This window comes from Parabacteroides chongii, from assembly GCF_029581355.1.
Lineage (GTDB): Bacteria > Bacteroidota > Bacteroidia > Bacteroidales > Tannerellaceae > Parabacteroides > Parabacteroides chongii.
In genome coordinates this window covers 2,913,827-2,939,827 of record NZ_CP120849.1, presented here as the reverse complement: position 1 = coordinate 2,939,827, position 26,001 = coordinate 2,913,827, and the positions used below count along the sequence as shown (strand labels likewise).

The following is a 26,001-nucleotide window of genomic DNA, read 5'->3' as shown; positions in this document are numbered from 1 at the left end:
TTTATACTTTCAAAAATAACCGTTGCTTGTAACATACCCACAGAATAAACCAAACAATCGCAACATGAGCTGCTTCAAGCAAAACAAGATAAAAATCACCTATAAAGGATTCAAATCCATGTAGCCAATATTGGCGGAGAGAATCAGTATTTAAAGTAAAAAAGAGCATATAAGCCAAAATAGAGTTCATTCCATATATTTTAAGCCATCTAAAACAACCCCATTGTTTACGCATGTCGACATAATAGTAAAAAACGAGCATTAACAATATTGAAATACCTGACGATAAAAACATCATCGAACTTGTCCAAAGTCTCTTTATCACCGGTTCTGCAAAAGATAACCCGAATGCAAGCATCAAAGAAACTCCTCCTCCGAAAGCTAAAAATCTCATTTTGTTTTTAGCTGATATTTCCGACTTCAGCACACATCCTGTCAATACACCACTCATCACGGTTGCTGTAAAATTCAAAGTACTGTAAATCCAACTAATGTGATACCATTCAGCAAAGATAATATTTCCCGTCTCGGAAACTGTAGCCCCATATAAAAAACGTCCTAGTATTATTTGATCTATCTTTTCAGCTAGATTATCTCCCGGTGTGTAGCCACCCATCAATATCATTCCGGTTGTATAAACGATCGGTAACAGCAAAAAAGCTATGAATAGGAATTGAGTGGGAAGTAAAAGAAACAAAATAACGGAAAACAAATAACCCATTGCGATTGCTTGTAAAGTGTCGGTATAGAGATAAAGCGTATCTATATTTAAATCAAGCAAATTACCCTGTACAATTGCTCCGAATATCCAAAGTAGAATGACTCTTTTCGACACTCTCCAAATCAATGATCCGATTTTGCCTTCCCCCCGTTTGTATTTCGAAAGAGCATAAGGGATAGAGGTTCCTGCCATAAAAAGGAACAAGGGCATTATCTGATCCCAAAGATGAAACCCTTCCCATTCTACATGCGTAAAAACAGATTGATAAATTTCACCAACCCAACTATCTTTTCCTAACGCTTGTGCCAAACGCATAAATACAGGTTGAAAACATACCAACAAAAAGAGATCTGCTCCCCGCAAGATATCAAGAGATTCTAACCTTATTTGCTTATCGCTCATATTATAAGTTTATTATTTACCTTACAAATATAAAAAATAGAAATCCTAACAATGTATAAACTAATATTACAGCACTATTTCAAACTATTACCAATAAAAAACGAGTAGCCAAAATCAACTTAATAATGACTACCCGCTTTTTCATAAGAAGTTAACTATTTCATTAAACTCATTACTTCTATTGTCCAATTTTTCCTGGTTCCATTTGCAGCATCTACCACATATGTATTGGGCTTACTCCAATCACCGGGAACACCCAAAGTCGGAGAACCATTTAACGGACTGATTCGTGCCGCGGTAGAAAGCCCTACTGCTACCATGATATTAGATGTAGATAAATTACCCAACTCTGCCTCCGGAAAATTTTCCGGTACAGATACAGTAATCTTTACGGTTGCAGCATCAGTATCAATATCTGAAGTAAAAGTCAAATTTACCTCCTTAACAATATTTTGACCTGAAGCCGGAGACTTTTCATCACTTATGTAGCGATAAGCCACAGCACTAACCGAGGTGATGTCTGCCCCATCATACACATCCAGTTCGTCTAAGCCACTGGTCAGACAAGATGTAAATGAAAACATCATCAATGTCAACAACAAATTATAAATCACTTTTTTCATATTCAAAACAATTAATTATTACCAACCTTCATTTTGTTTATCAATAATTCCATCTGCCGCACGTTTATCTATTGCGCCTTGCGGTATCGGAAATAAATAACGACGTGTCGTGAAATTGCGGTTCCAGCTATTCAACAAAGTAAGCTGTCCTACACAGAAAGATTTCCGGTCACTGGTAATTCCTATTTTATATACAGGAGCATTTAAGTCTTTAATTACATCACCTGAAGCACGACCATAATTACTAGCACCACCATATTTACCCCAACGCAAATAGCTGAAATAAATATCTCCGTTTTCATATGCCATCTCAACACGACGTTCCCTCAAATAATCAGTCCAGGCATCATTCAATGTTGCCGCATTCGAAGGAGGTAAACCACCATGCTTAACACGAGTTACATTCAACATTTCTACAGCTTTTGTCACATCACCTTTCAATAGATATGCTTCTGCCATATTCATATACATCTCACCCAAACGGGCTATCACATAATGGAAATTGATTTTTACAGAAGCAAATGCACGAGGATCTGGCTTCACAGTGTTTTTCCGCCAATAATAACCTGTTGTCGTTGTGTACCATCCACCGTCTTCTTTTGATCGAACTCCTTGGGAAGCGTTTCCACCCATATTTAACGTCATTGTCAACCCCCAAAACTCAGACATATCACGGATAACAGTAGCATCCATACGTTTGTCTCGGTTGTTGTACATGATATCTGTGACTGTTCTATTAGAACTACTTTTTACTTTACCTACTTGCTTGAATAGCGGGTAATCAGTACGTCCGGTAATCAAATCATTAGCAGTCGGCAAATTACGGGTTTCTCCGTCAAAACGCTTGAACACCTCAATACCTCCTAATCCTAATCCTTCCGAAGGAATAGTTTCTATATTATCCAAATACTGAGAGGTTTCATACCAAACTTTTGCTTCACCCGTTTTTTCATCAATAGCCAAGTATTGATCTACTAAATCCTGTGTTGGCCAATACATCCCCCATCCGTCAAAGGTTTTTACATTTGGATCCAATGTATTCTCACCATTACTACTACCATTTTTCACATCATCACCAGGCAAATTAGGTAAAGCTAAAATCATCTCCTCAAAAGAGCCCACTGTAGCATCTTTATCCAAATAATAACGAGCCAATATAATTTCATTGTCATTGGGTGAGTTCTCATCAAATATATCACCATAATTATCAGCAAGCGTATATTGTCCAGAATTGATCACTTCGTTAGATGAATTAATCACCACATCCAAGTATTTACTATCTTTCGTATAAGCGTAAGCCTGAAGAGCTGCACGACTACGTAAGGCTAAAGCAGCATATCTGTTTGCACGTCCTTGATCCGATGTTTCAGGAAGACCTTCAACAGCCAGATCCAATTCTTCCATCACCAAACGATAGCTCTCCTCAACACTGGCTGTAGCCGGGGTCTTAAAAGCTTCCGTATCATTCTGATCGAGAACTTTGTCTATCGGCACAAAACGTCCCATTTTACGAGTCATATCAAACCATAATGCGCCTCTCAAATAATGCGCTTCTGCAGTCAATTCCTTTTTTTGCAACTCGGTCAATACTGTAGACTCAGCCACCTTTTCCAAAACCATATTGCAACGACGCTGTTCACCAAAACGTCCGAAACCATAATCTGTATATGCATCGATTCCTGTTTCTGTTGCTTTGGTATTAATCGAGTTACCAACCTGATCGCATTGTGCACCATTAGGTGTCAAAGACTCCCAACTACCACATCCTCCAGCAAAATTATTGGCAATCGTACCCGGATAAGTCTCTATCACAAAAGCATCTACCGTTTCTTTTGAACTCCAAACCAAATCTTCACTATATGTTTCAAAAGGTTCCGTATCCATCACGTCGCAGGAAGATAAAATACTCAATCCTGCTAAACATGCGAAACCTATTTTTTGATATTTATTCATAATTCATACATCATTAAAATCCAACACTCAAACTAACCGCATATATTCTTTCATTCGGATAACCGTACCGTTCAGTTGATGACTCTTCCGGATCAAGTCCATACTTGATTGCTTCCGAAATCGTAAATAAATTCTGTCCGGAAATAGCCAAATTGGCTTTTGAAATCCAATTCACATTTTTCAACAAACGCTTAAAGTCGTATCCGAAAGAAAAGTCTTTCATACGTAAAAATGCACCATTAACCAACCAGAAGTCACTTGCTTCGTAATTGTTATTTCCATTCAAACCGGCACTCGACATCAAGCGTGGATAACGGGCATCCGTATTATCCGGCCGCCAATAATCTGTCTGATAATCATAGATAACCGGAAATTCACCGGTTTGTCCTCCATTCATGGCAGCTGTTCCCGAAATATACATGTCAAAACGACTAGCACCCTGGAACAACATATTCAAGAAGAATCCTTTATATCCTAACTTTATATTGATACCATAGTTCATACGTGGAAAACTGTTTTTACCCGAACGAACCATATCTGAATCATCAATTTTGCCATCTCCGTTAAAATCTGCATATTTCAAGTCGCCAGCAGTCAGGTCATAAGAACCTAGACGTTTCACACTATTCAACACATCATTCGCATCCGTATAAAAACCTAAATTCCGATACAAATTACCATAATATCCTTTCTGCTGCGAACTTCTTTTATAAGGATTCATTACATTCGATACGGATTCCGACGGATCAAAAGCCCAAAGCTGATCAAATCGTGTCATATTGGCAGTAATATCGTACGTAAAATCTCCGACATGATCACGCCATCCCAAAGACAAATCAAATCCGGCACGACGATGTTCACCATTCGTAGATATACGCGGTAAAGACATACCAAGCGGATCAGTATATCCTACATCAACTTGATTCGGAGCATACAAGAATCCATGCGTTTTATAAAAGAAATAATCTACAGACCCATATAAACGATTATTTAAAGATGAAAAATCGAATCCGGCATCAAATTGGTCTGTAGTAAACCAAGAAATATCCGGTGAGGGTATACCTCCTTCAGAGAATCCCGGGACATAAGCTCCATTCAGCACATACGCTTTATTGTTCAAAGAATAAGAAGTCAAATATTCAAAACGCCCAATATGGAATGGATTGTTTTCATCTCCCCAGTTGTCCAAACCGACCTGACCGTAAGAAGCTCGTAATTTCAACTGATTGAAAATATTCTTTTCTACAAGTGATTCCATAAAAGCCTCATCTGCAATTGACCAGCCTAAAGAAGCAGAAAAGAATGTTCCCCACCGGCGATCTGCAGGGAAATTATCAGATCCGTCATAACGCAAACTACCTTCCACGAAATATTTATTGTCATAATTATACTTCACCTGACCAACCCATCCGGCACGTCCGGCTTCACTTTCACTACCTCCATTTTTTTGAGTATCTTCCGGTCCTACGTTAATTTGGTCAATAGGGAACTTATAATTTTCACGTTGCAACCAATAAGAATTTGAATATCCGTAAGTCGCTTCATACCCTGCCAATGCACTAATAGTATGTTTTCCAAAAGTATTAGTGTAATTAGCGAAGAACTGAGTCGTCCAGGTATATCCATAATCTGTCTTGTTATACAACATAGGTAGTCCCGCATATTTCGGTTCTTTCGAATCCCAATCGTATGCAGCAGCATCCTTACGCCATTGTTTATAAGTCGTTAACCCATAACGATAATTACCTGTAGCACTCAAATTCAAACCCTTTACCCAAGGCACAGCCCATTCTAATTTCAAATTACCATTAACTGTTTTTTCATCCTTATTTTTATATCCATTATCTTTAGCAAGCTCAACAACTGAATTTCCTGGAGAATCATAAGGTAATCCGTATTTATTTACAGCAGGTAATAATGGAGTTGAATTCTGAATATGACTAAAATATGCCCAAATGTCTTCACAACGAGAAGAATATGGCTCCGTCTCTTTCTGCAAGTACCCATCTAATGTCGCCGTAGTCTTCAAACCTATTGATTTTATCAACGAACTTTGACTCAAACGGAAGTTTGTACGCTGCATATTGTAATTATTATTTTTAAATAACGACTCTTGATCCAAATGATTCAACGACACATAATAATTATTAGCCTCTGTTCCACCAGTCATGCGGATTCCATGAGAACTTTGGGGTGCAAAACGACGAAGTACCAGATCCCGATAATTTGTATTGTTATTCTGTAACGGATCACTACCATCACGCATCTTTTGAATTCGTTCGGCACTAAATGAATCCGGCAGTCCATCATTTCTCTTCGCAATATTAGCATATTCCGCACGATCCCATGAGTCCAAACGTTCTTTCCAATAAGCAGGTTCAGCCATACTCATATTGAAATTATATTCAATATACGCCTTACCGCTTTTACCTTTCTTTGTTGTAATCTGAATGATACCATCGGCTGCACGCGAACCATACACCGCTGTGGCCGAAGCATCTTTCAACAAACTAAGCGATTCGATATCTTCCGAAGGCATTTGGATAAAGTCATCATAATTACGAATAACCCCATCAATAACCACCAGCGGCGTACTCCCCCCACGGATACTGATCTGTGCCTTATTATTGATACCACCACCGGATGTTTTTACAATCAAACCGGGAGCACGTCCGGCCAACCCCTTCGACATATTCGCAATCGGAAGTGTTGTAAGTTCTTCTGAGTCAACAGAGGATACAGAAGCAATCATTGAACGTTTGGTAGTCGTACCATATCCGACAACAACCACCTCATCCAATTTTTGAGTATCTTCTTTCATCACAACATCCAAGGTTCCTGAGTTAACAGCCAATGTCTGTTTTACATACCCGATACTTGAAAACACCAGTTCTTCACCGGCAGGAACCGAGATGGTATATTTCCCATCAATATCCGTAATCGTTCCTTTTCCCGGATTTCCTTTCAAGAAAATGGTTACACCAATCAATGGTTCTCCATTAGCATCAGTTACTTTACCCATAACCGTCTTACCTGCTTGATCAATCCTTGTCACACCTTCTATTTCCAACGATTTACCATTATCCGCTATTGACGGAAGTACATTGGCAAAAAGTAAAGGTAGACAAACACTTAACAAAGTCGTCTTTCTCATTACTATTAAATTTAAATATTAAAAAATATCCACCACATCAAGAAATGACTAGAAAAAAGGATCGTTTTTTTTAGTCACGTTTTCCTCTCTGTGTATTTTATATGAAAAAACGACAACTATCTACAAATCAATAATATATATTATTGATTTGTAGATAGTTGTCGTTTTTTCATATAAAATACAAAGAGAGGAAAACGTGACTAAAAAAAACGATCGTTTTTTCTAGTCATCTCCTATTAACAGTATAGTACAACCCTCAAATCACTATCTATCCCTATCATTCAACATACTCTATATTTTCTCTTAAAAGTATATCATCAGCCGACCGCCCGGCCATAATTTCAAATAAGCCCGGCTCTGTGACAAACTGCATATCCTCGTTCCACAAAGCCAGATCCTTAGGCGATATTTTAAATGTAATACGTTTGGTTTCCCCCGGAGCCAATAGTACTTTCTCAAAACCAATCAATTGCTTAACAGGAACAGATACAGAACTTACGATATCACGGAAATATAACTGAGCAACCTCTTTTCCTTCCCGTTTTCCCGTATTCGTCACATTTAAAGAGACAGACACGATATCTGCTGCACCAAAATTATTCTTTGACACTTTCATATCGGAATACTCAAACGTCGTATAAGACAATCCAAAACCGAAAGAAAATAATGGATCCGTAGAGGCAAAAACATAATCACGACCAGGTCTATCTGTCGTTCCCGGTGAATGATAAAATCCTCTTCCAGACGGTTTATGATTATAAAATACAGGGATATGTCCTACACTTTGAGGAACACTTACAGATAAACGACCGGATGGATTTACTTCACCAAACAAAATGCGGGCAATAGCCGTCCCCCCTTTTTCACCCGGGTACCAAGCTTCCAGAATAGCCGGAATATTATCTTTTTCCCATGTGATTGACCAGGGACGACCATGCACCATAACCAAAACAATCGGTTTACCTAACCTATATATTTCCTGTAATAATTCACGCTGTACACCATAAGGATCTATATTTGTCACATCAAATCCCTCCCCACAAGTATTGGGGTCTTCAGTCTTATTGGTAGACTCATCCCCCCAACCGATACCGGACAGGATAGAACTTGTTTCCCCCATTACAAAGATGACAACGTCGGATGCTTTCGCTGCATCAACAGCTTCAGCAAAGCCATCTTTGCTCATCCCCGAAATAGAACAACCTTTGGCATATTTTACCGAGATATCTTTCCCTGCCAGTTCCTTTATTCCCTGCAATACAGTCACCCCGGATGCATTATCTTTGGTATAGCTATAATCACCATATTGCACCTGATCTGCATTAGGCCCTAATACAGCGATAGACTTCAAGGATTTTCGATCGAGCGGAAGTAAGGATGCCTCATTCTTCAACAAGATAACCGACTCTTCCGCTACCCTCTGAGTCAATTCCTTATGCTCCTTATTTCCTATTACCTGTTTAGTAACCTTAGGATCAGGATAGCTTTTTTCGAACAGACCGGCTTTAAATTTGACACGCAAAATTCGTTTGACACATGTATCTATCACTGCTTCCGGAAGTTCTCCACTTTGTACGCGTTCTTTCAAGCTCAAATAGCTAATACGTGTATTATCTAAATCAACACCCGCTATTACCGCTTTCATGGCAGCATCTTTCCGATCGGTTGCTGTCTTATGGAAAGAATGAAGCATATCTATTGCTCCGTAATCAGAAAACACATATCCCTGAAATCCCCATTCATCTCTCAATACTTGTTTCAGCAAAAACTTACTTTCATGGGCTGCTATTCCATCCATCTCATTGTAAGAAGGCATCACAGAATATATATTAGCATCTTGAACGGCTTTCTGAAAAGCCGGTAAATGTGATGTTCTCAATTCCCGCTCTCCTATTGATGTAGGTCCCAGATTTATACCCGCAACCGGTACAGAATAGGCTGCAAAATGTTTAGCCGTACACATCAATTTATTATCCGCAATCCGTTCTTTTGTCTGATCAGGATCACCCTGCATACCACAAACAAAAGCGCTACCTATCTCTCCCACAAGATAAGCATCTTCTCCATAACATTCTTCAACCCTCCCATACCTCGGGTCCCTGATAATATCGAATAAAGGAGATAAGGCCTGATCTACACCAGCACTACTGGCTTCCAATGCAATAACAGAAGCCATCTCTTTGATCAAAGAAGGATTCCAGGTACTTCCTTGTGCAATAGCCTGTGGAAAAACAGTCGAACCATGTGATAAAAAGCCATGCAAACATTCAGCTATCTGAATGGGAGGAATCCCTAATCGGGTACTGTCGCGAAAAAAACGTTTTGCTTTAATAGAAAGACGGACAACCTCTTCGGCCCCAATAAAAGGACTTTCGCAAGCTCCCACACCTACCTCCATTCCTTTACCGGCTTGATCTAATTTGATCATTCCCATCTGAGAAAGTTTTTCATCCAGAGTCATTCGCGACAACAAATCGTCTACACGTTCTTCTGTTGAAATCTTAGGATCTTTATATTTTTGAGCGTATGCTCCCCGGGAGCAGCCTAAAACGAAAAGAATTAGTACTACTCTAACTAAATTTATTCTCATTATATTAACGGATGATTTTTCTCTTATCTAATCTTTATTCGAATAGTATTATGTGATAAATTTTCAAAAGGTCCCACTGTTGGAGTTACAGAACGAGTGTTACCCAGAAAATCAGTATCAAAAACCAACGGACTTCCGTCAGGGCAGTCATAAGGAAGAGCTGTTTGTTTCGTCATTCCCAACTTTTTCGTATCCACCCAAACTGTTTTTACTGATTTAAATGAAATTGCATTCATATTCAAATGAAAATAAATTCCCTTTTCATCCTCTTCTATTCCATACTGAAGCTCTGAATCGTTACAAACAACACCCGCCTCTTTACCGGAAAGGGATCTGGCACCATTCACGAACAGATTGCCACTAGCCGTTATCGGCATTTTAGCTGAATCGTAGGCACTTAACCCATAGTCGAAAAAACCGCCACAACAGCCGGCTTTCGGCTTCTCTCCTCCTCGTCCGACAAAGAGATTATTATAATAGCGATGATCACCACCAGCTATCGCTGCCACCCCTTTTATCTCTGTTGAATGGTTCAAATGATAAGGAGTAAAACGGGCATCGCCACGGGCAGTAATGCTACCGACAAACAAGTTATTGATAAAAGCACCGCCATCGGAATACTCCAAAACAGCACGCTCAGACAAAAACAGATTATTATCAATAATATAAGGACCATGATTAACCTCCACAACCATATCTTCCTGCCAATTCTCATAGAATGTATTGGATGACACCCGCGTACCTTGCGCCATCCAATCCAACCATAACCCAAAGGTACCCACATTATGAATCACATTATGATGAATATAGGTATCAACCGGTGCATGAAGTTTAATACCTCCCATTTCAGCACCTCCGAATTGTCTTTTTACATAGATATTATAAATATGGTTTCCGTATATCTCACTAAAAGCTCCCCCCATACTACCAACGATACCCGTCTGCTCGCAATCCGAAATCGTATTGTTGCGAACAATATGAGAACCAATATTATCACGGCTCCAACCGTTTCGAAGCGTATTAAAAATAACTTCTATATAATGTAATGAACCATCTATTTGTTTCACTGGATCGATAGCATCCACATTATGACCTGTACTACATTCTTTTCCTAAACTAATACCGTTGCAACGTGAGTTCTTCAAGATATTGTTTTCAATAATCCATCCTTTACACCAGTGCGCAGCAATCATCCCCACCTGTTCCGCCGTAGGAGCCGCCCATTGAGTAGCCGCCTGACTTACCCGGAATCCTCGAATCGTAATATAGTTCAAACCTTGACGGGTTGGATAAAAGCAGGTTGGACGTACGGCAATCTCCACCGTCTCTTTATTAGGATCCAGGTCTCCGAAATGGGCATAAATGGTTGTGTTCTCTTTGTCGACAACAGCCGACCATACCCGTTGTGTTCCTTCCGGATCACGAACACTCCGAATTGTATCCGGGTTGATTACTTTCTCAACGCTCGGCACTTCATACAACGAACAATCATTCAAATAAACATCTCCTGTATGATGCACCCTCCCCCCATCAGCAAACCAATCACCGAATAATTCTTCCGTATAAGGATTATAATTACCGAAAAAGCTATTGGGTAATATAACTTTCCATACCCCATTACCTTTCTTTTCCTTTTTCCATCCTTTTATTAATTCAGAGCCTTTGATTTCAACCAATTCTCCTTCTGCTGCCCGATAAAGTATTCGTTGATAATCGCTTGTACCACCATAAAGAGGATTCACCCATTCCCGATAAATTCCGGCATGCACCGTAATCGTATCACCAGGCAAAGCTTTCTGGGCAGCCGCATTGATTGTTCGCAAGGGAGTTGTTGCGCTACCTTCATCCACATCGCTACCTGTTACTGCCACATGGTACTCTTTAGCCCATCCAATAGTACAACTTGCCATAAGCATAAAAAACAATAATCCTTTCTTCATGATATTCTATCTTTCGTAAAACGGAGCAAAATTACACCGTGTAATTATGTTAAAGAATAGCAAAAAACATCCTTTTTTATGGATTATTATTGCTACTTCAGAACTATTTCACATACTTTACAACTTTTCAATCGTACCATTTAACCGCGATTCTTCCGCCTTGAACCCCATCACATGGCTTTCTATGGAGGCTTCAATAGTACTAGTCAAAAGCGACTCGTCTTCCTTATCAACAGCCCACAACAAATCTCTTACCAAGCGTAAGTCACCTCCACCATGTCCGTCACTGATATCCGTACCCCACTTCTCCTGCTTACCAGTCAGAAAATCTGTTAAAGTAAATGTTTGCATATCACCTACAATATCCCCTTTTGTTCCCATAATGCGTGTACGACGACCGGCATAAGAGGTCAGTGCTTCCATCGAAAATGCAACCGTTACATCGTTTTCAAACTTCATATTCATGATAAAATGATCCGGTTGGTCATTGTCTGAATAAAATACACAACGCCCGTAATCGGTGGTACGCAAATAAGAGAGAATCTGTTCGCCCTGTTGTTGCCTATCTCCGCTCAAATCAAAGACATTCAGCCAATCCCGTCTATCATAATAAACCCTTTTAGCTGAAAAAGCACATTGTGCCTCTATCGGACAATCCAAACAACGCTTGGCTGCCCCTTTCGGAGCTTTAGAAGATTTGAAATACGAAAGAGAACCGAAAGCAGTCACTTCCTTACAGGGTTTCCCGACAATCCAACGCAAAATATCCAAATCATGACACGATTTTGAAATGACGGCAGGGGTTGTTTTCTTGGAGTTATTCCAATTTCCCCGCACATACGAATGGGAGAAATGGATACGCTCGATAGGCTCCAAATGCTGGATACTGACCAACTCACCGATTTTCCCGGAATCAACCGTCTCTTTAAGAGCCTTAAAATAAGGTGCATATCTGAGCACATGACAAATAGCGACAATACGATTATATTTACGGGATTGCTTTAAGATATCGGTACATTCTTTTTCGGTCTGTGCTGCTGGTTTTTCCAACAACACATGATACCCCATCTCCAAAGCCTTCATACAAGGTTCATAATGCAGGTAATCTGGAGTAGTGATAATCATAATGTCAGCAAATTTAGGTTGTTTGAACACCTCGCTCCAATCACCAAATCGATGAGAGGCTTTCACCGAGAAACGGTCGCCCATTCCTTTCCTACGAAACTCATTGATATCGGATACGCCCACTATCTGAAGCGATCCCGGATAGCGGTCTGCATATAGCGCATACGTATTTCCACGACTTCCAGCTCCTATAATAACGGCAGTTAATGGTTTATCCAATTTCGCATCCAAGTCATCCGGTGCTGCCGACATGACTTTAGCTGCTTCGACCTGCTTGGCTTCCAACAATTCTGTATGTCCAAAAATAACAGATGAAGAGGCCAACAAGCCTGTGTTTCTTAAAAAATCCCTCCGTTTCATGATCTATTTGTTTTATGATTGTTTATTAGATAACACTCCACCTCTTCTCCAGCACTAAGGAAGCCCCTTCCCTAGTACTAAGGAAACGCATTCCCTAGTGTTAGGGAAGGGTCGGAGTCAGTAAAAACCGATAAAAGTCCGGTTATTCTATCACCGGACGATCGTCTTCTTCATCCGATTTCTCGCCCACATAGACCGGAACAGATACCGAACGAGGTTCTTTCAACAACAAACCACTATTCTTAGTATATTGAGTAGTTATTATCAATTCATAATCACCATCAGACAATTCGGACGGAACAATAAATATCAATTCGGACGGATTATTTGTACCAAACATGTCCTCTTCCAGTTTGACGGTCGTGTCATCGGTCTTTTTACGGAATGTAACCCCGACCGAAGCATCTTCACCCACTACTTTAATATGTGAACCGCGGATAACGAAGTTGCGTCCCGGAGTCATCCGACCGTCCTTCAGTCCTGTCTTTTTATCTTCGGTTTCAAGAATATACATCACATCATTCTTTTCACCCTGTATAACCACCTCTGTCTTCGCGATTTCTTCACGCAGAACTTTATTCTGGTTGAAAGAAACATAAATACTGTTCTTGTTCGGATTCCAGCGTCCACTTTCTATCAAACCTGTAAAACGAGGAACTGCATAAAACAATCCAGTACTCACATTATAACCATTCATCAAAAAACGGGCAACAATACGTTCGTAAAGATTAACAACATGAACCAAAGTTTCCTGGCGTAAGCCCGTATCTTCTTCACGCATTTCTTTGTAGATTTGTTCCAGTTCTACATTACCGGCAGCATCCAAAATAAGAATTTTGTCATTAGGATCCTTTGTAACCGTGTTAGGTGCGATCCAGCCTTTTAATTTATTTTGCATAATAGTGTGTTTATGGAAGTTTTTAGCTCTTCCTGTTTCATGATAATATGATTTACATTTGCAAATGTAGAGCTAGTGAATGACTTATGGATTCAAAGAAATATCATAGCACTATTTTGAATGTTTTTTTCAGATTAATACTTCTATTCTTACTTTCTTTCTATATTTGTCCCGTACATATCCTTAAAATCGATGACATAGATGAGAAACAGAGAAATCAGCCGTTTGATATTAGACATGAAAAAACATGGAATAGAAGTTTTTGACGAATTTGGCAGATATAATTATGTTAACACGCAAACGATACTTCCCACTCATACCCACTCGGATATGATCGAAATTTGTTATTTGGCAAAAGGAAGTCAGGAATACTTCGTTGGTAACAACACGTTCAGATTATATGGAGGAGACATTTTCATTGCTTTTCCCAATGAAATACATGGAACAGGTGAGGTTCCTGAAGAAAAAGGCGTTCTTTACTGGATGGTTCTGAAAAGACCTGAAGAGGAAAAAGATTATTTAGGATTAAACTATCCGGATGCCTTTGAACTATTTTCCAGGCTGTTGCAACTACCCAAACGACTATTCAAAGGAGGAAGTGAATGTGAACGTTTGCTTCAAAAAATCATACAAATTTACTTTCAAAACAAAGATCCTCTTAGTAAGATGGAGCTAAACAATCTACTCGTATCCCTTTTACTACACATCATACACGCTGGAGAAAAAAGTTCAGGCAGGGCATACAGTGACCGCATAACAAAAATCATCCATTATATAGATGAAAACCTCTTTGAAATACTGGATTTGGAATTTCTTGCAAATAAATGTAATCTCTCCGTATCCAGGTTCAAACATCTGTTTAAAGAAGAAACAGGCATACCTCCTTCCGAATACATCATCCGTAAAAAAATAGAAAAAGCACACGAAATGATGGAAGATAGCAAATCCTCAATCAAAGACATCGCTTATGATCTCGGGTTTTCTTCACCTGCTTATTTCTCCACTGTATTCAAACAATACAATGGTTATTCTCCCACTTTTCATAAAAAGAAAAACAATACTTCAAAATAGTGCTATAATACAGTATTTAAATATAAATTAATCCATTGGAGTTACTTTTGTGAAAAAATAATTCCATGAAAACACATATCTTATATTTTTGGATAGCCATACTGGGCGGAATGCTTTTCGGTTACGATACGGCTGTAATTAATGGGGCCATGCCGTTTTTTACTTCCCATTTCGATCTGTCGGATGCAATGGTCGGCTGGTCAGTCAGTTCCGGCCTGGTCGGATGTATCATTGGAGCGACACTTGCCAGCTGGCCTACTGATAAGTTTGGCCGCAGAGATACAATGAAAATGGCAGCTTTATTGTTTTTTGTATCTGCATTGGGAACCGGATTCGCCTATGATTTTACGATGTTCGTCATTGCCAGAATATTAGGAGGTATTGCCGTTGGGGTAGTTTCCGTAACTATGCCTATCTACCTTTCTGAAATTACACCTCCTGAAAAGCGCGGAAGTTCAACCATCAACTTTCAATTAGGAGTTGTCGTCGGTATATTAGCAGCTTTCTTCGTCGATTATTTATTAATTGACACAGGGGAACATAACTGGCGTTATATGTTTTTATCGATGGCTATTCCTTCCGGGCTTTTCTTTTTATTATTACTTAAAGCACAGCGCAGTCCTCGATGGCTTGTTCAGCGAGAATATATACAAGAAGCAGAAGTTGTATTATCCGGATATAATTCACCAGAAACTAGCAGGAGATTAATCAAGGAGATACAAACCTCTCTCCATAAACAAGATCCTAATAAACAAGTGCACATACCTTTATTCAGAAAACCCAATCTACGATTCATGCTGATAGGCATTGCGGTCGGTGTTTTCAGTCAATTATCCGGTATAGCCATCGTCATGTATTATGCGACCGATATATTCAGAGCTGCAGGATTTTCAACAGACGCTGCTATCGGGCAAACAGTTATCATCGGCTTGACTAATCTGACATTTACTTTACTGGCAAAATCTTTGATAGATAAATTGGGACGAAGGAAGCTCCTTCTCTTCGGTACGGCTGGTATGTCCATTGTGCTGGCAGTATTAGCATTATCTTATTTCAATACAGGATTCCCGGCGTGGATATTATTAGTGTCTCTGGTTAGTTTCGTTGCCCTATTTGCCTCTTCCATGGGAGCTGTTTCCTGGGTTTTATTGGGAGAAATATTCCCGAATAGCATCCGGTCGCAAGGCATGTCAATAGGCTCTCTTTCAAACTGGATCGTGAACGGAGGAATCTCATTTTTGTTCCCTATAGCAACCGGAGCATTACCAAATGGCGGAGGATATTGTTTTGCGTTCTTCTCTGTTACAACCCTCGCCGGATACTTTTTCTTTAAGAAATATCTGTTTGAAACAAGAAACAAGTCACTGGAAGAAATCGAAAAAGAAAACTCATAAATAGAATTAACATGACAGGATACGAAAGAATCCAAGCGGCTCTTTCCGGCAAGCAACCGGACAAGACCCCAATAATGCTGCACAATTTTATGATGGCTGTCAGCGAAGCCGGATACACGATGGAACAGTTCCGCAACGACCCACGGGTGATAGCCGAATGCTTTATCCGTGCCGTAGAAAAATATCAATATGATGGAGTTGTGGTAGATATCGACACGGTTACACTTGCTGGTGCGTGTGGCGTAAACGTTGACTTTCCGAAGACAGAACCGGCTCGCTCTCATGAAGGAATCTTAGCATCATTGGCTGAAGTCGACCAATTAAAACCGGTTGACATACAAAGTTACCGATACGCAAATATCTGGTGTGAAGCTGTAACCTTATTAAAAACTCACTTCAAAGGTGAAATTTATATACGTGGGAATTGTGACCAAGCACCATTCTCGTTGGCGACAATGCTCCGCGGCGTAGAGAATATGATGATAGACTTATGCCTGGAAGAGGAAGAATCTGTTTTTGCACTACTGGACTATTGTTATGAAGCGACTTCACAATTTATTCGAATGATGAAAGAAGCCGGAGCCGATATGGTTTCAAACGGTGATAGTCCGGCCGGTCCTTCTATGTTATCTCCTGATATGTACGGAAGGTTCGCACTCCCATACGAAAAGAAAGTTTGTGAATACGCTCATCAATTGGAAATCCCATATCTGTTACATATTTGTGGTAATACGGATATTATTATCGATCAAATGATTACATGTGGAGCTGATGTACTGGAACTGGATTATAAAACGAACATCCATCTGGCGGAAGAAAAAATGCGTGGAACAACAGTTTTTGCCGGAAATATTGATCCAGCCGGAGTACTGGCATTCGGTACACCTCAATTAGTCAGAGAAAAGACCTCAGAGTTACTGAACATATTCAAAGATAATCCCCGATTTATATTAAATGCCGGTTGTGCCATTCCCTCAACAACACCTTCTGAGAACCTGTTCGCAATGATTCAGACAGCACGGGAGTATACTTACTAACTTACAAAAATAGGACAGTAGTGTGGGGACTCCTAACACTACTGTCCTGAATAGGGTAACACAACTGTGCTACCCCTGCTAGCACTACTATCTCAAAAAACGCATCTTAGTATTCCAATCTCAATGTGATTTGTCCGTACGGAGCCATTACCAAATTGCCGTCAGTTCTTTCTCCGGCTATCTCCTCCCGATCGCAGACAGAGACACGTGCCGGGGTCTTTTTAGGGAAAGATAGTTTTACACTTTCCTCTTTGTCGGACAGGGAACGGAGACGGACGATCAAAGTATGATCGGTTTCCAGGGATTTAATGATCGTTGAATAAACCATCTGATTGTCGATAGCAATCAAAGGCTGCACCTGCGGATCTTTGTCAGCTGTAACATATACCAGCGGCTGAGACTGTTCCATACCGAAACGGTTGGCTTCCACCACATCGTAGGCTTCGTGCGGATACAAACGATAACGGAACTGAACAGGACCATCCTGTGTCAACGGGAAGTTGGTATGCCAGTGATTATTCATCGCCCAGGAATAGACTGTTGAACTGGGTTCAAGTTTGGTTACCCAGTTTCCCTGGCCTCCCCAGCCCATTGCGATATTGGCATAACGATCGCCGTATTCAAACAAAGGAGCATCCAGCGAACACCAGGTTACGCCATGTGTCGCATTCGAAACATCCAGCCATCGTTGCATCGCCAGCCAGTTACGGTTACCTTGCGGCCACTGGTCTTTCTCCACTTCCATCACGCCCCACGGAATATCCACGCGAGTCTTTGAATTCGGTAGATTGAAGGCAAAGCCAAAATGAATGCCGTCTTTCTCCACCAAAGGCAATTTATCTACGACATTGGAGATTTCCACCCACGGCTGCCCAGCCTGCAAACGGACAGAACGGGAGACACTCCGACAACCGGTTGCCTTCGATGTTACACACAGTTCTACAGCCAAAGGACCTTCTTCGACGACGGATACAGACAATACCGTATCCGCTTGCGGAGCATCCACATTCGCCGGTAACCAGGAGAAGGTATTGGCTCCCTGGGCGATATAGTTATATTCAGAACCTTTCTTCAATAAAGAAACTATATTACCGGTTGTCCGATCCACATGAACCGTCAGACAATCGTTCTTCAGTGTCGTTCCTTCTATTTTACAACTGCCCGACAAAGAGCATTTGCCTTCCACTACACGGAAATGACGGGAACTCAGTGCAGGTACTTCCGGCACATAGACCAACAACTCACCGGTAGAAAGACGTTGGGAAAGAAGCTCTTTACCATTCTGATCGACTACTTTATCCCCTTTCAGACTTTCTTTTGCCGTCAGCCTAATCACACCGCTCTGCGGCCATGAATGCGTATTAAAGACAGCGATACCTCCGTTTGACGGACCTTCCTTAGGCCCCAATGCCCCATTCGACTTATCCGTGGCAGGAGCCAGCGATTCATCCAGCATATCGATCGAACGGTCTTCGGCTTCATGGAAGTAAGACTGTTTCACTTTCCAAATGGCATCCTGGAAATAGGGTTCGGTTGGGTTCTCAAAACACCAGGTATGTTCCGAACCTAACAGGATATAACGCCAGGCCTCATCGAAATCTTCGCGCGGAGCTTTTCCTCCGTCTGCCAGCATGGACCAAATTGTTTCTGCCTGCACCAATTTCTCCTTGGCATTCCGGTTCTTGGCTGTCAGGCCGGCAGCCGTACCCAGACCGTCCGTCCAGTATTCGGTATAGTCACCGGAAACGACCGGCAACTGGTCACCGTACTTCTCTTCTATCATCGACATGATTTCATGACCGCCGCTGATAATGATTTTCGGATAAGCATATTTCTCATTCCACTCTTTCACCGCAAAAGGGACATCGGCATCCAGCGGATTATTATCCCACAACGACCAGGAAAGAACGGTATAATCATACGGATAATTCTCTTTTTCCAACGCCGTCAGTTTCTCGGTAAAATCGACATTGGCATATCCCATACGGATCACTTTCGGCACTTTTGCCGGGTCACGTTGTCCGAACCACGGACGTCCGGTCTCTCCGCCTTTTCCCATACTGCCACTATTGGCATAACCGCCCGGCTGAAGGAACAAGACTTTCGACTTGCCGTCGGGACCTACCCACCAAAAGGGTTTTCCATCCATATTTTTATGAGCATTTCCTGCGCGGTCAGTATTCGGCCATGAGATAATATACTTAACGCCCTCCTGTGCCATAACCGGAATCAATCCCCACGACATACCCGGTATATCGAACTGCTGGAAAACATCCGAAGGAACTCCGCTCAACCGTTGCATCTCGCGGGTAAACTTGAAGACATGGAACAATTCCTCATCGGCACAGGTACTGGTATTCAGATTCAGATAGCTGGCATCCAGACATATCTGCCCTTTCTTCATAGCCTCAACCAGTTCGTCACGCATCTCCGGATTGGATTGCCACAACCGCTCCATAGGCCAGCCTACTTCCGGATTCCAAACAAAACGGGCACCGTCGGGATGATTCTTCGTCTCTTCCGCCAGTTTTATTCCTTCAATGATATTGTTTTTATGAAGCTGCTCTACGTTCTTATGCGTATTTGTATAACCTATATCCACGTGGGCATGGTTGTACAGATAAACATTCCAGTGACGCATAGGGGTAATACTGACCTTTTGCTTGTATGTCTTATCCGCCCCACGGAGGACAAATGTGACTTCCGACTTCTTCTCTGTAGGTACTGTGGCAGGTAACATAACATCTACTTCTGTCGAGTCTTTCGCATTCAATACAAAATGGTTCTTTTCTGTTTTCCCCTTGGTTATCACTTCGACCGAAAGATCACCTTTCAGTTCCTCTCCTTTCAACCGGACCGTTACAATACGTCCGGGTGCACCGTCGGCCCTGTAACCATAAAGCGGGCGTACGATATAATCGATCGCACCGGGTTTTATGTCAGCCTGAACAGTGGCAGACAAGGCCAATATCAATAAACAGAATCCTATTCGCTTTTTCATTATACTACTTATTAGATTAGCAATTTATTTATCATACAAAATAAAGACGTTCTTATTTACTGTACAATAGACATTATTATTGTTTACTTGTACTATCTTGCGATATCTCGTTTACATCACCTCAAAACTGCCATCCAACCTGATATCCTCAACCGAAGAACCTATCATCACCTTAAACTCGCCCGGCTCCAATACTTTCTTCATCTCCGGATTCCATACCTTCAGATCTTCCTTTTTCACGACAAGCTCGATTGTCTTTGTCTCACCAGCTTTAAGATATACTTTCTTAAAAGCTTTAAGAGCCTTTAGCGGTGTACTGGTGCTACTCACCACATCACGGATATATAACTGCGCGACCTCTGCCCCGTCACGCTTACCTGTGTTGGCTAGTTCGCAAGTAACCTTCACCACATCGTCCGCTTCTTTTATATGCATGTTTTTATATTCGAATGTAGTATAGCTCATACCATGACCAAAGCAGAACAAGGGTTTCGGATGTGCAAAGACATAATCACGACCGGGATTTTCCGGCGTTCCCGGACTCTTGTAGAAACCTCTGGCAGATGGTTTCTGAGCAGCATACATAGGTATATGCCCTGTCGTTGGAGGAAAGGTCATGCTAAGACGACCGGAAGGATTGACCTCTCCAAACAGTATACGCGCTACAGCCTCTCCACCTCTCTCTCCCGGATACCAGGCTTCGACAACCGCATTCACCTTCTTCGCCTCTTCGCCAATCGTCAGCGGACGACCGTTTATCATCACAAGCACGATCGGTTTACCGGTAGCGGCAACGGCTTCGAGCAGTTGTGGCTGAACACCTGGAAAATCCAATTCGTTACGATCATAGCCTTCACCGCACGTAGCCAGTTCTTTGGAGTTTTCATCACCCCAGCCAATACCCGAAAGTGTTTGGCTTGTACCACCCAGTACCAATACAACCGCATCACTATTCTTTGCAATCTCTACTGCCGAATCGATACTGTCGGTAAACAACGATGTGATACCACAGCCGAGAGCGTAATTGACCTTTACCTCATCCCCTAGGTATTCCCTTAATCCCTGAAGGACAGTAACACCATAGTCGTTATTTTTCGTAGGACTGTAATCACCAAACTGCACTTTATCGGCATTCGGACCGATCACAGCCAAAGATTTCAGTTTGCTTTTATCCAATGGCAGTATGTTATCATTATTTTGTAACAAAACAATAGACTCCTCAGCTATACGCCTTGCCAAATCCACATTTTCCTTCGTATGGACTTTCTGTTGATCGTTTTTATGCACTTTAAAGGGACGATCGAACAGTCCCATCTTAAATTTCATCGTAAGAACACACCTTACACGCTCGTCAATAACCGACTCAGGTAACCGACCCTCCTTGACCAGTTCTACCAAATGTTTATATCCGTATGCACTGGGAGCTTCCACATCCACTCCGGCTGTTATGGCCTGAAAGCCTGTTTCCTTTGGTCCGTCGGCTGTATGGTGGAGATAATTCATCATACCTATAGCCCCATAGTCGGAGAAGATATATCCTTTGAATCCCCATTCATCGCGAAGTACATCCTTCAACAACCATTTACTGGCATGGATAGGCACGCCGTCTATCTCATGGTAACCAGGCATAATACTATAGATATTGGCCTCTTTCACCGCTGCCTCAAAAGGATACAGGTGATCTTCCCTCAATTCTCTTTCTCCAACCAATGCCGGAGCAATATTAATTCCGGCTTCCGGTTTGGAATAGGCAACAAAATGCTTTCCCATAGCTGCCAGCTTCCCGGGAGCTATCCCCTTTGCGGACTGTTCCGGCTCACCTTGTAACCCTTTCACAAAAGCTACCCCCATCTCCTTTACCAGATAAGGGTCCTCCCCATAGCATTCTTCGACACGTCCGTAGCGGGGATCTCTGGCTATGTCGAACAAAGGAGAAAGAGCCTGATCCACACCGGCGAGCAGGGCTTCCTCGGCTATCACGCCAGCCATTTCCCGGATCAACTCCGGATTCCATGTCGAGCCCAAGCCGATCGATTGAGGGAAAATAGTTGCCCCCAGTGCCATATGTCCGTGCAGACACTCGGCAATCTGAATGGCGGGGATACCCAACCGGGTCTTTGTCCGCAGATATTGGTCGGCTGCTTCCGAATAAACCGCAATCTTTTCGTGTTCGATAAAGGGACTTTCCAGGCAACCGATACTCTCACCATTGAAAAGGGAATCCAAGGAACCGACCGTCACCTTTCCCTTTTTGTCTATTTTCAGCCGGTTCAGACTTTTCATATTCAACTGGCCTACTTTTTCTTCCAACGTCATACGTCCCAGCAAATCACTGACGCGTTGTTCTACGGATAATTTCGGATTTTTGTAAGGAAAATCTGACGTGGCCGCCAGAGAATGAATGCCTAAACTACAACTTAGGGATAGGCATAACAGCATTGTTTTTCTTTTCATGATATCGTTTGTTTTTCTATACTGCACATGAAGTGTAAGTTAAAACAAAAATATAAATAACCATTTCGATAATAAATAGCAAATAATTGCTTATTCCGTGGATTATTATTGCTTACTTTACAGTGTCAACCCGATTATTATATGTATTATGGCAAAAGTAGAACTTGGTTTTTCCGGCGAACGTTTCATCTATCTGCCGATCCCTATGATCAATCTGATGGAAGACAGTCCCCTCACAGGCGACCTGTATCTTTATTCCATGGGCTTTTTTGCTCGTGCTTCCCACCATTATATAAACCGTCCCGAAGGATGTGACGAATATCTGTTCATTTATTGCAAGGACGGACGGGGATGGGTCGAATTATACGGAAAACGGAAAATACTGGAGGCTAATCAATTCATCATACTTCCACGCCACATTCCGCATGCTTACGGAGCAGACGAAGAAAATCCCTGGACCATTTACTGGTTACATTTCAGAGGAAGCAAAGCGCCTCTTTTCTCCTCCCGTTTCGATAAGCCAACGTCGGTTCCTCCCTCAGCACAGTCGCGGATAGAGGAACGGATCGATTTGTTTGAAGAGATGTTCAATACTCTGAATGAGAGTACGGACATGGATCATATGCATTATGCCAATCTATGTTTTGCTCATTTCCTGGGATCGTTCCTTTTTATCAATATTTATCGCAAGCAGTTCCGCCAAAAGGAATATTCGGAAAACGTGATCAACCGGGTAGTACATTTCATGAATGATAATATCGAATCGAACCTGAAGATTACGGACTTTGCCAACTTCTGCGGTTATTCGGAATCCTACTTCTACCGTAAATTTGTCAAAGAGATCGGACATCCCCCAATGGACTATTTCATCCGCCTGAAAATAGACAAAGCCTGCAAGCTCCTGATCCAGACAGATATGAAGGTGAATCAGATAGCTCACAAGCTTGGCTTTAAAGAGTCTCAATACTTTTCCCGTACGTTTTCCAATGTGATGGGGGTTTCTCCACTAGAGTTCAGAAAGCAGAATTTCAAGTTATAACAAGAAATAGCTGCTGCAGTCATTTTCTGTAGCTGCGGCAGCCACTCAAAACCACTGCGGCAGCTACTGAAATTGGCTGCTGCAGCCAGTTTAGACAGGTGTGGCAGCTATTTCTTTCCACTTTCATTCATTATGGATCGGTAGCGGAGGACTGTCTACCGGATTTTCATTATGCCAGCTATCTTCCAAAGGTACACCTCCCAGATTCTGACGAATCAACTTCAAGCCGTACATCGGCGAGTTCCAGACACTGACGATGACACCTTCGGAGCCTCTGTCCGGTAATAATTCCGCGTACTTATCGATATACTCTTCAAAAACAGTCAATGCTTCATTACAAATATCGACGACACATTGTTTATCTTTTGCGGTCATCTTCTGTTCATCGATTGTTCTGATTGCTGTCGCTACTTTAAAGGCTTTCAGATAAATAACGGTTGCCGCTGTTTTATTTTCCAACAAGCTCAAGACATCACGAGCAGATTGAGAAGAAGTTTTATCCAACAAGCCAATCAGTTGCCGGTCAGCAGACTCATATCCAACCATTGCCTTATCTATGTTGTCTACGTTCATCCATTTGAATAAACCCGCATGCCGCCAACCGCCTGTCCAGCAAAAGCCAATGTTGCCTAAACCACCGGTAGAGAAGCTATCCAACTGATTGATTTCTTTCATGACAGCAGCAAAAGCTTCCGGAGAAGTTATTCCGAGTCGACGGGCGTATGCCTGATAAAAATCATCCAATCGCATGGAACCATTCAAGACTACTTCAGAGGCAAAACGTGCCGTTACCCGATTCTCACAAGTACGCCAATGGTTGAAACAAACAGATGGTAATTGCTCGTCTCCCATCAAATGGTCGGTATATGCAAATAAACCGTTAATACCCTCGATCGCATTCTGTTGCAGGTACATCAATCCGTCAAACTCAATCCATGAATAAATTTCCGTAGACTTCATATCCGATATAGCTTGTATGTTATTGCGGACTGCCCGGTTTACCCCATCACTTCCATGAGAAGGCATAACGGCTACAACAACCTCCGGCATCATTTTACGAACAAGGTGATAAGCGGCTTTCGAATAACCGGTCGTACAATAGATACCCAGCTTAAATTCTTTAGAAAACAAGCTCGTGTCCTGTTTCAATTGCTTAACCGCTTCCATGTTATTCCCCAGTTGAGAATACAAAGCATTCAAATCAGCCTGAGGAGCCAATGTAGTAGACTGAATCAGAGTATCATTCAGGATTGTTTCCCCGAAATACTTCGTCAGCGTTTCCACCACCTCTTCTTTCGTGCAACAAGGTCCCCAGCCACCCATCTCTTCCGTGATCAACTCCAAAGCATCGATAGCCGGATAGGCTTTCAATATTTCTTTAGCCGTTGACACTGTTTGCTCCAACGGCAGCTGACGCGGTTCAATAGAAAATTGTATCTGTAAGCCCAGGCTTTTGGCATAGGTCAATAATTCGTTCATCCACTCCATCGACTTCTTACTTTTAAGCGGCTTGTCGAAATAGATCTTTTCCATAGAAGGAATACAGAACAGCGAATCATTAAAGCGGACATGCTTTTTTATGGATTCATTATCCTTATAATAGTGAGGACTATCATAGAAGTAATTTCCTCCATAGAGAATAGAATCACCCTGGGGCTGTTCATGCCAAAACCCGGGATAACTATGAACAGCCAATTTATTAAACCGCAAACGAACTAAATTATTCACGTATTCTTTCGCCTCATCCATCGGGTATGAAGAGATATCCATCGGGAAATTAACATGTTGACGAATTCCTCTCCAACGTACTTTAGGGACTGTTTTTATATCCACCTGGCGGATTGCATCAAAATCAAACTGTTCCGGGACCATTGTTTGAGATATATCAAATGTATATCCCAATGTTTCCAACAAAGTGTAAACGGCATGGGAAAGGGACATGGCATCTCCACCACTCAGCACAAAGTGGTTGGGAGAAGCCGCTTTGCAGGCAAACTCCCCTTTATGGAAGCTCGTATCGCAGACGAAGTCAAAAGAGAACTTTTCGCTCACTTTCTCCTGTTCCATTGCCTGCGTCATAAAATCAGAGAGTTCCTTTTGTGCAAAAAGAATAGCAGCCGACTCCGGAAATCCTTTCACCTGTATAGATACAGGCTTGCTATTGCATTGCACCAACAGGGCTATCGCTAATAGCGACAAGCCCCATGATAAACAGATCTTTTTTATATTCATTATCCTA

General features: G+C 41.7%; 15 protein-coding genes. 4 read left to right on the top strand and 11 right to left on the bottom strand.

Annotated features, from left to right (window positions below; genetic code table 11):
- Window position 1: 1 nt before the first annotated feature.
- The 8 genes from P3L47_RS10810 to P3L47_RS10775 all read right to left on the bottom strand — a co-directional run bounded on the left by P3L47_RS10810 (window position 2) and on the right by P3L47_RS10775 (window position 13,766).
- On the bottom strand, window positions 2-1,123 hold the full coding sequence (locus tag P3L47_RS10810) for an acyltransferase family protein (RefSeq protein ID WP_277783631.1): 1,122 nt from the start codon (window positions 1,121-1,123) through the stop codon (window positions 2-4).
- 155 nt (window positions 1,124-1,278) lie between these two features.
- Complete coding sequence (locus tag P3L47_RS10805) at window positions 1,279-1,746, bottom strand: DUF5018-related domain-containing protein (RefSeq protein ID WP_277783630.1); 468 nt, start codon at window positions 1,744-1,746, stop codon at window positions 1,279-1,281.
- 18 nt (window positions 1,747-1,764) lie between these two features.
- On the bottom strand, window positions 1,765-3,630 hold the full coding sequence (locus P3L47_RS10800) for a RagB/SusD family nutrient uptake outer membrane protein (protein ID WP_277783629.1): 1,866 nt from the start codon (window positions 3,628-3,630) through the stop codon (window positions 1,765-1,767).
- Between the two features lie 82 nt (window positions 3,631-3,712).
- Window positions 3,713-6,853, bottom strand: coding sequence for a SusC/RagA family TonB-linked outer membrane protein (locus P3L47_RS10795; protein ID WP_277783628.1), 3,141 nt, complete (start codon window positions 6,851-6,853; stop codon window positions 3,713-3,715).
- Between the two features lie 277 nt (window positions 6,854-7,130).
- Entirely contained in the window at window positions 7,131-9,443 is a 2,313-nt protein-coding gene (locus tag P3L47_RS10790; RefSeq protein WP_277783627.1) for a glycoside hydrolase family 3 N-terminal domain-containing protein, read from the bottom strand.
- Between the two features lie 23 nt (window positions 9,444-9,466).
- Entirely contained in the window at window positions 9,467-11,383 is a 1,917-nt protein-coding gene (locus tag P3L47_RS10785; protein WP_277783626.1) for a right-handed parallel beta-helix repeat-containing protein, read from the bottom strand.
- A gap of 117 nt (window positions 11,384-11,500) precedes the next feature.
- Window positions 11,501-12,868, bottom strand: coding sequence for a Gfo/Idh/MocA family protein (locus P3L47_RS10780; RefSeq protein ID WP_277783625.1), 1,368 nt, complete (start codon window positions 12,866-12,868; stop codon window positions 11,501-11,503).
- Between the two features lie 142 nt (window positions 12,869-13,010).
- Window positions 13,011-13,766: a DNA-binding domain-containing protein gene (locus tag P3L47_RS10775; protein WP_277783624.1), complete on the bottom strand. Its 756-nt coding sequence runs from the start codon at window positions 13,764-13,766 to the stop codon at window positions 13,011-13,013.
- A gap of 201 nt (window positions 13,767-13,967) precedes the next feature.
- On the opposite strand from P3L47_RS10775, the gene P3L47_RS10770 reads away from it, so the two are divergent.
- From P3L47_RS10770 to P3L47_RS10760, 3 genes are all read left to right on the top strand, one after another.
- Window positions 13,968-14,837 (top strand): AraC family transcriptional regulator, encoded by an 870-nt coding sequence (locus P3L47_RS10770; RefSeq protein WP_277783623.1) that lies wholly within the window; start codon window positions 13,968-13,970, stop codon window positions 14,835-14,837.
- Between the two features lie 65 nt (window positions 14,838-14,902).
- A complete protein-coding gene (locus tag P3L47_RS10765; RefSeq protein ID WP_277783622.1) occupies window positions 14,903-16,231 on the top strand; it encodes a sugar porter family MFS transporter in 1,329 nt (442 codons plus the stop codon).
- An 11-nt stretch (window positions 16,232-16,242) separates the two neighbouring features.
- On the top strand, window positions 16,243-17,268 hold the full coding sequence (locus tag P3L47_RS10760) for a uroporphyrinogen decarboxylase family protein (RefSeq protein WP_277783621.1): 1,026 nt from the start codon (window positions 16,243-16,245) through the stop codon (window positions 17,266-17,268).
- Window positions 17,269-17,374: 106 nt separating this feature from the next.
- Here the strand turns inward: P3L47_RS10760 and P3L47_RS10755 are convergent, their stop codons facing one another.
- Together P3L47_RS10755 and P3L47_RS10750 are read right to left on the bottom strand one after the other, a co-directional pair.
- The gene (locus P3L47_RS10755) at window positions 17,375-20,269 is read right to left on the bottom strand and encodes a glycoside hydrolase family 38 N-terminal domain-containing protein (RefSeq protein ID WP_277783620.1); all 2,895 of its coding nucleotides are present in this window, start codon (window positions 20,267-20,269) and stop codon (window positions 17,375-17,377) included.
- 111 nt (window positions 20,270-20,380) lie between these two features.
- Window positions 20,381-22,723 carry a glycoside hydrolase family 3 N-terminal domain-containing protein gene (locus tag P3L47_RS10750; RefSeq protein WP_277783619.1) on the bottom strand — a complete coding sequence of 781 codons (2,343 nt, stop codon included), beginning with the start codon at window positions 22,721-22,723 and terminating at the stop codon, window positions 20,381-20,383.
- 148 nt (window positions 22,724-22,871) lie between these two features.
- On the opposite strand from P3L47_RS10750, the gene P3L47_RS10745 reads away from it, so the two are divergent.
- On the top strand, window positions 22,872-23,762 hold the full coding sequence (locus P3L47_RS10745; RefSeq protein WP_277783618.1) for an AraC family transcriptional regulator: 891 nt from the start codon (window positions 22,872-22,874) through the stop codon (window positions 23,760-23,762).
- Window positions 23,763-23,885: 123 nt separating this feature from the next.
- Here P3L47_RS10745 and P3L47_RS10740 read toward each other — a convergent pair whose 3' ends face one another.
- Window positions 23,886-25,994, bottom strand: coding sequence for a hypothetical protein (locus P3L47_RS10740; protein WP_277783617.1), 2,109 nt, complete (start codon window positions 25,992-25,994; stop codon window positions 23,886-23,888).
- Between the last annotated feature and the right edge of the window lie 7 nt (window positions 25,995-26,001).

Bases quoted from the DNA above. Each gene is read 5' to 3' on its own strand.
- P3L47_RS10810 (WP_277783631.1), bottom strand. From the start codon at position 1,123: ATGAGCGATAAGCAAATAAGGTTAGAATCTCTTGATATCTTGCGGGGA.
- P3L47_RS10805 (WP_277783630.1), bottom strand. From the start codon at position 1,746: ATGAAAAAAGTGATTTATAATTTGTTGTTGACATTGATGATGTTTTCA.
- P3L47_RS10800 (WP_277783629.1), bottom strand. From the start codon at position 3,630: ATGGATACGGAACCTTTTGAAACATATAGTGAAGATTTGGTTTGGAGT.
- P3L47_RS10795 (WP_277783628.1), bottom strand. From the start codon at position 6,853: ATGAGAAAGACGACTTTGTTAAGTGTTTGTCTACCTTTACTTTTTGCC.
- P3L47_RS10790 (WP_277783627.1), bottom strand. From the start codon at position 9,443: ATGAGAATAAATTTAGTTAGAGTAGTACTAATTCTTTTCGTTTTAGGC.
- P3L47_RS10785 (WP_277783626.1), bottom strand. From the start codon at position 11,383: ATGAAGAAAGGATTATTGTTTTTTATGCTTATGGCAAGTTGTACTATT.
- P3L47_RS10780 (WP_277783625.1), bottom strand. From the start codon at position 12,868: ATGAAACGGAGGGATTTTTTAAGAAACACAGGCTTGTTGGCCTCTTCA.
- P3L47_RS10775 (WP_277783624.1), bottom strand. From the start codon at position 13,766: ATGCAAAATAAATTAAAAGGCTGGATCGCACCTAACACGGTTACAAAG.
- P3L47_RS10770 (WP_277783623.1), top strand. From the start codon at position 13,968: ATGAGAAACAGAGAAATCAGCCGTTTGATATTAGACATGAAAAAACAT.
- P3L47_RS10765 (WP_277783622.1), top strand. From the start codon at position 14,903: ATGAAAACACATATCTTATATTTTTGGATAGCCATACTGGGCGGAATG.
- P3L47_RS10760 (WP_277783621.1), top strand. From the start codon at position 16,243: ATGACAGGATACGAAAGAATCCAAGCGGCTCTTTCCGGCAAGCAACCG.
- P3L47_RS10755 (WP_277783620.1), bottom strand. From the start codon at position 20,269: ATGAAAAAGCGAATAGGATTCTGTTTATTGATATTGGCCTTGTCTGCC.
- P3L47_RS10750 (WP_277783619.1), bottom strand. From the start codon at position 22,723: ATGAAAAGAAAAACAATGCTGTTATGCCTATCCCTAAGTTGTAGTTTA.
- P3L47_RS10745 (WP_277783618.1), top strand. From the start codon at position 22,872: ATGGCAAAAGTAGAACTTGGTTTTTCCGGCGAACGTTTCATCTATCTG.
- P3L47_RS10740 (WP_277783617.1), bottom strand. From the start codon at position 25,994: ATGAATATAAAAAAGATCTGTTTATCATGGGGCTTGTCGCTATTAGCG.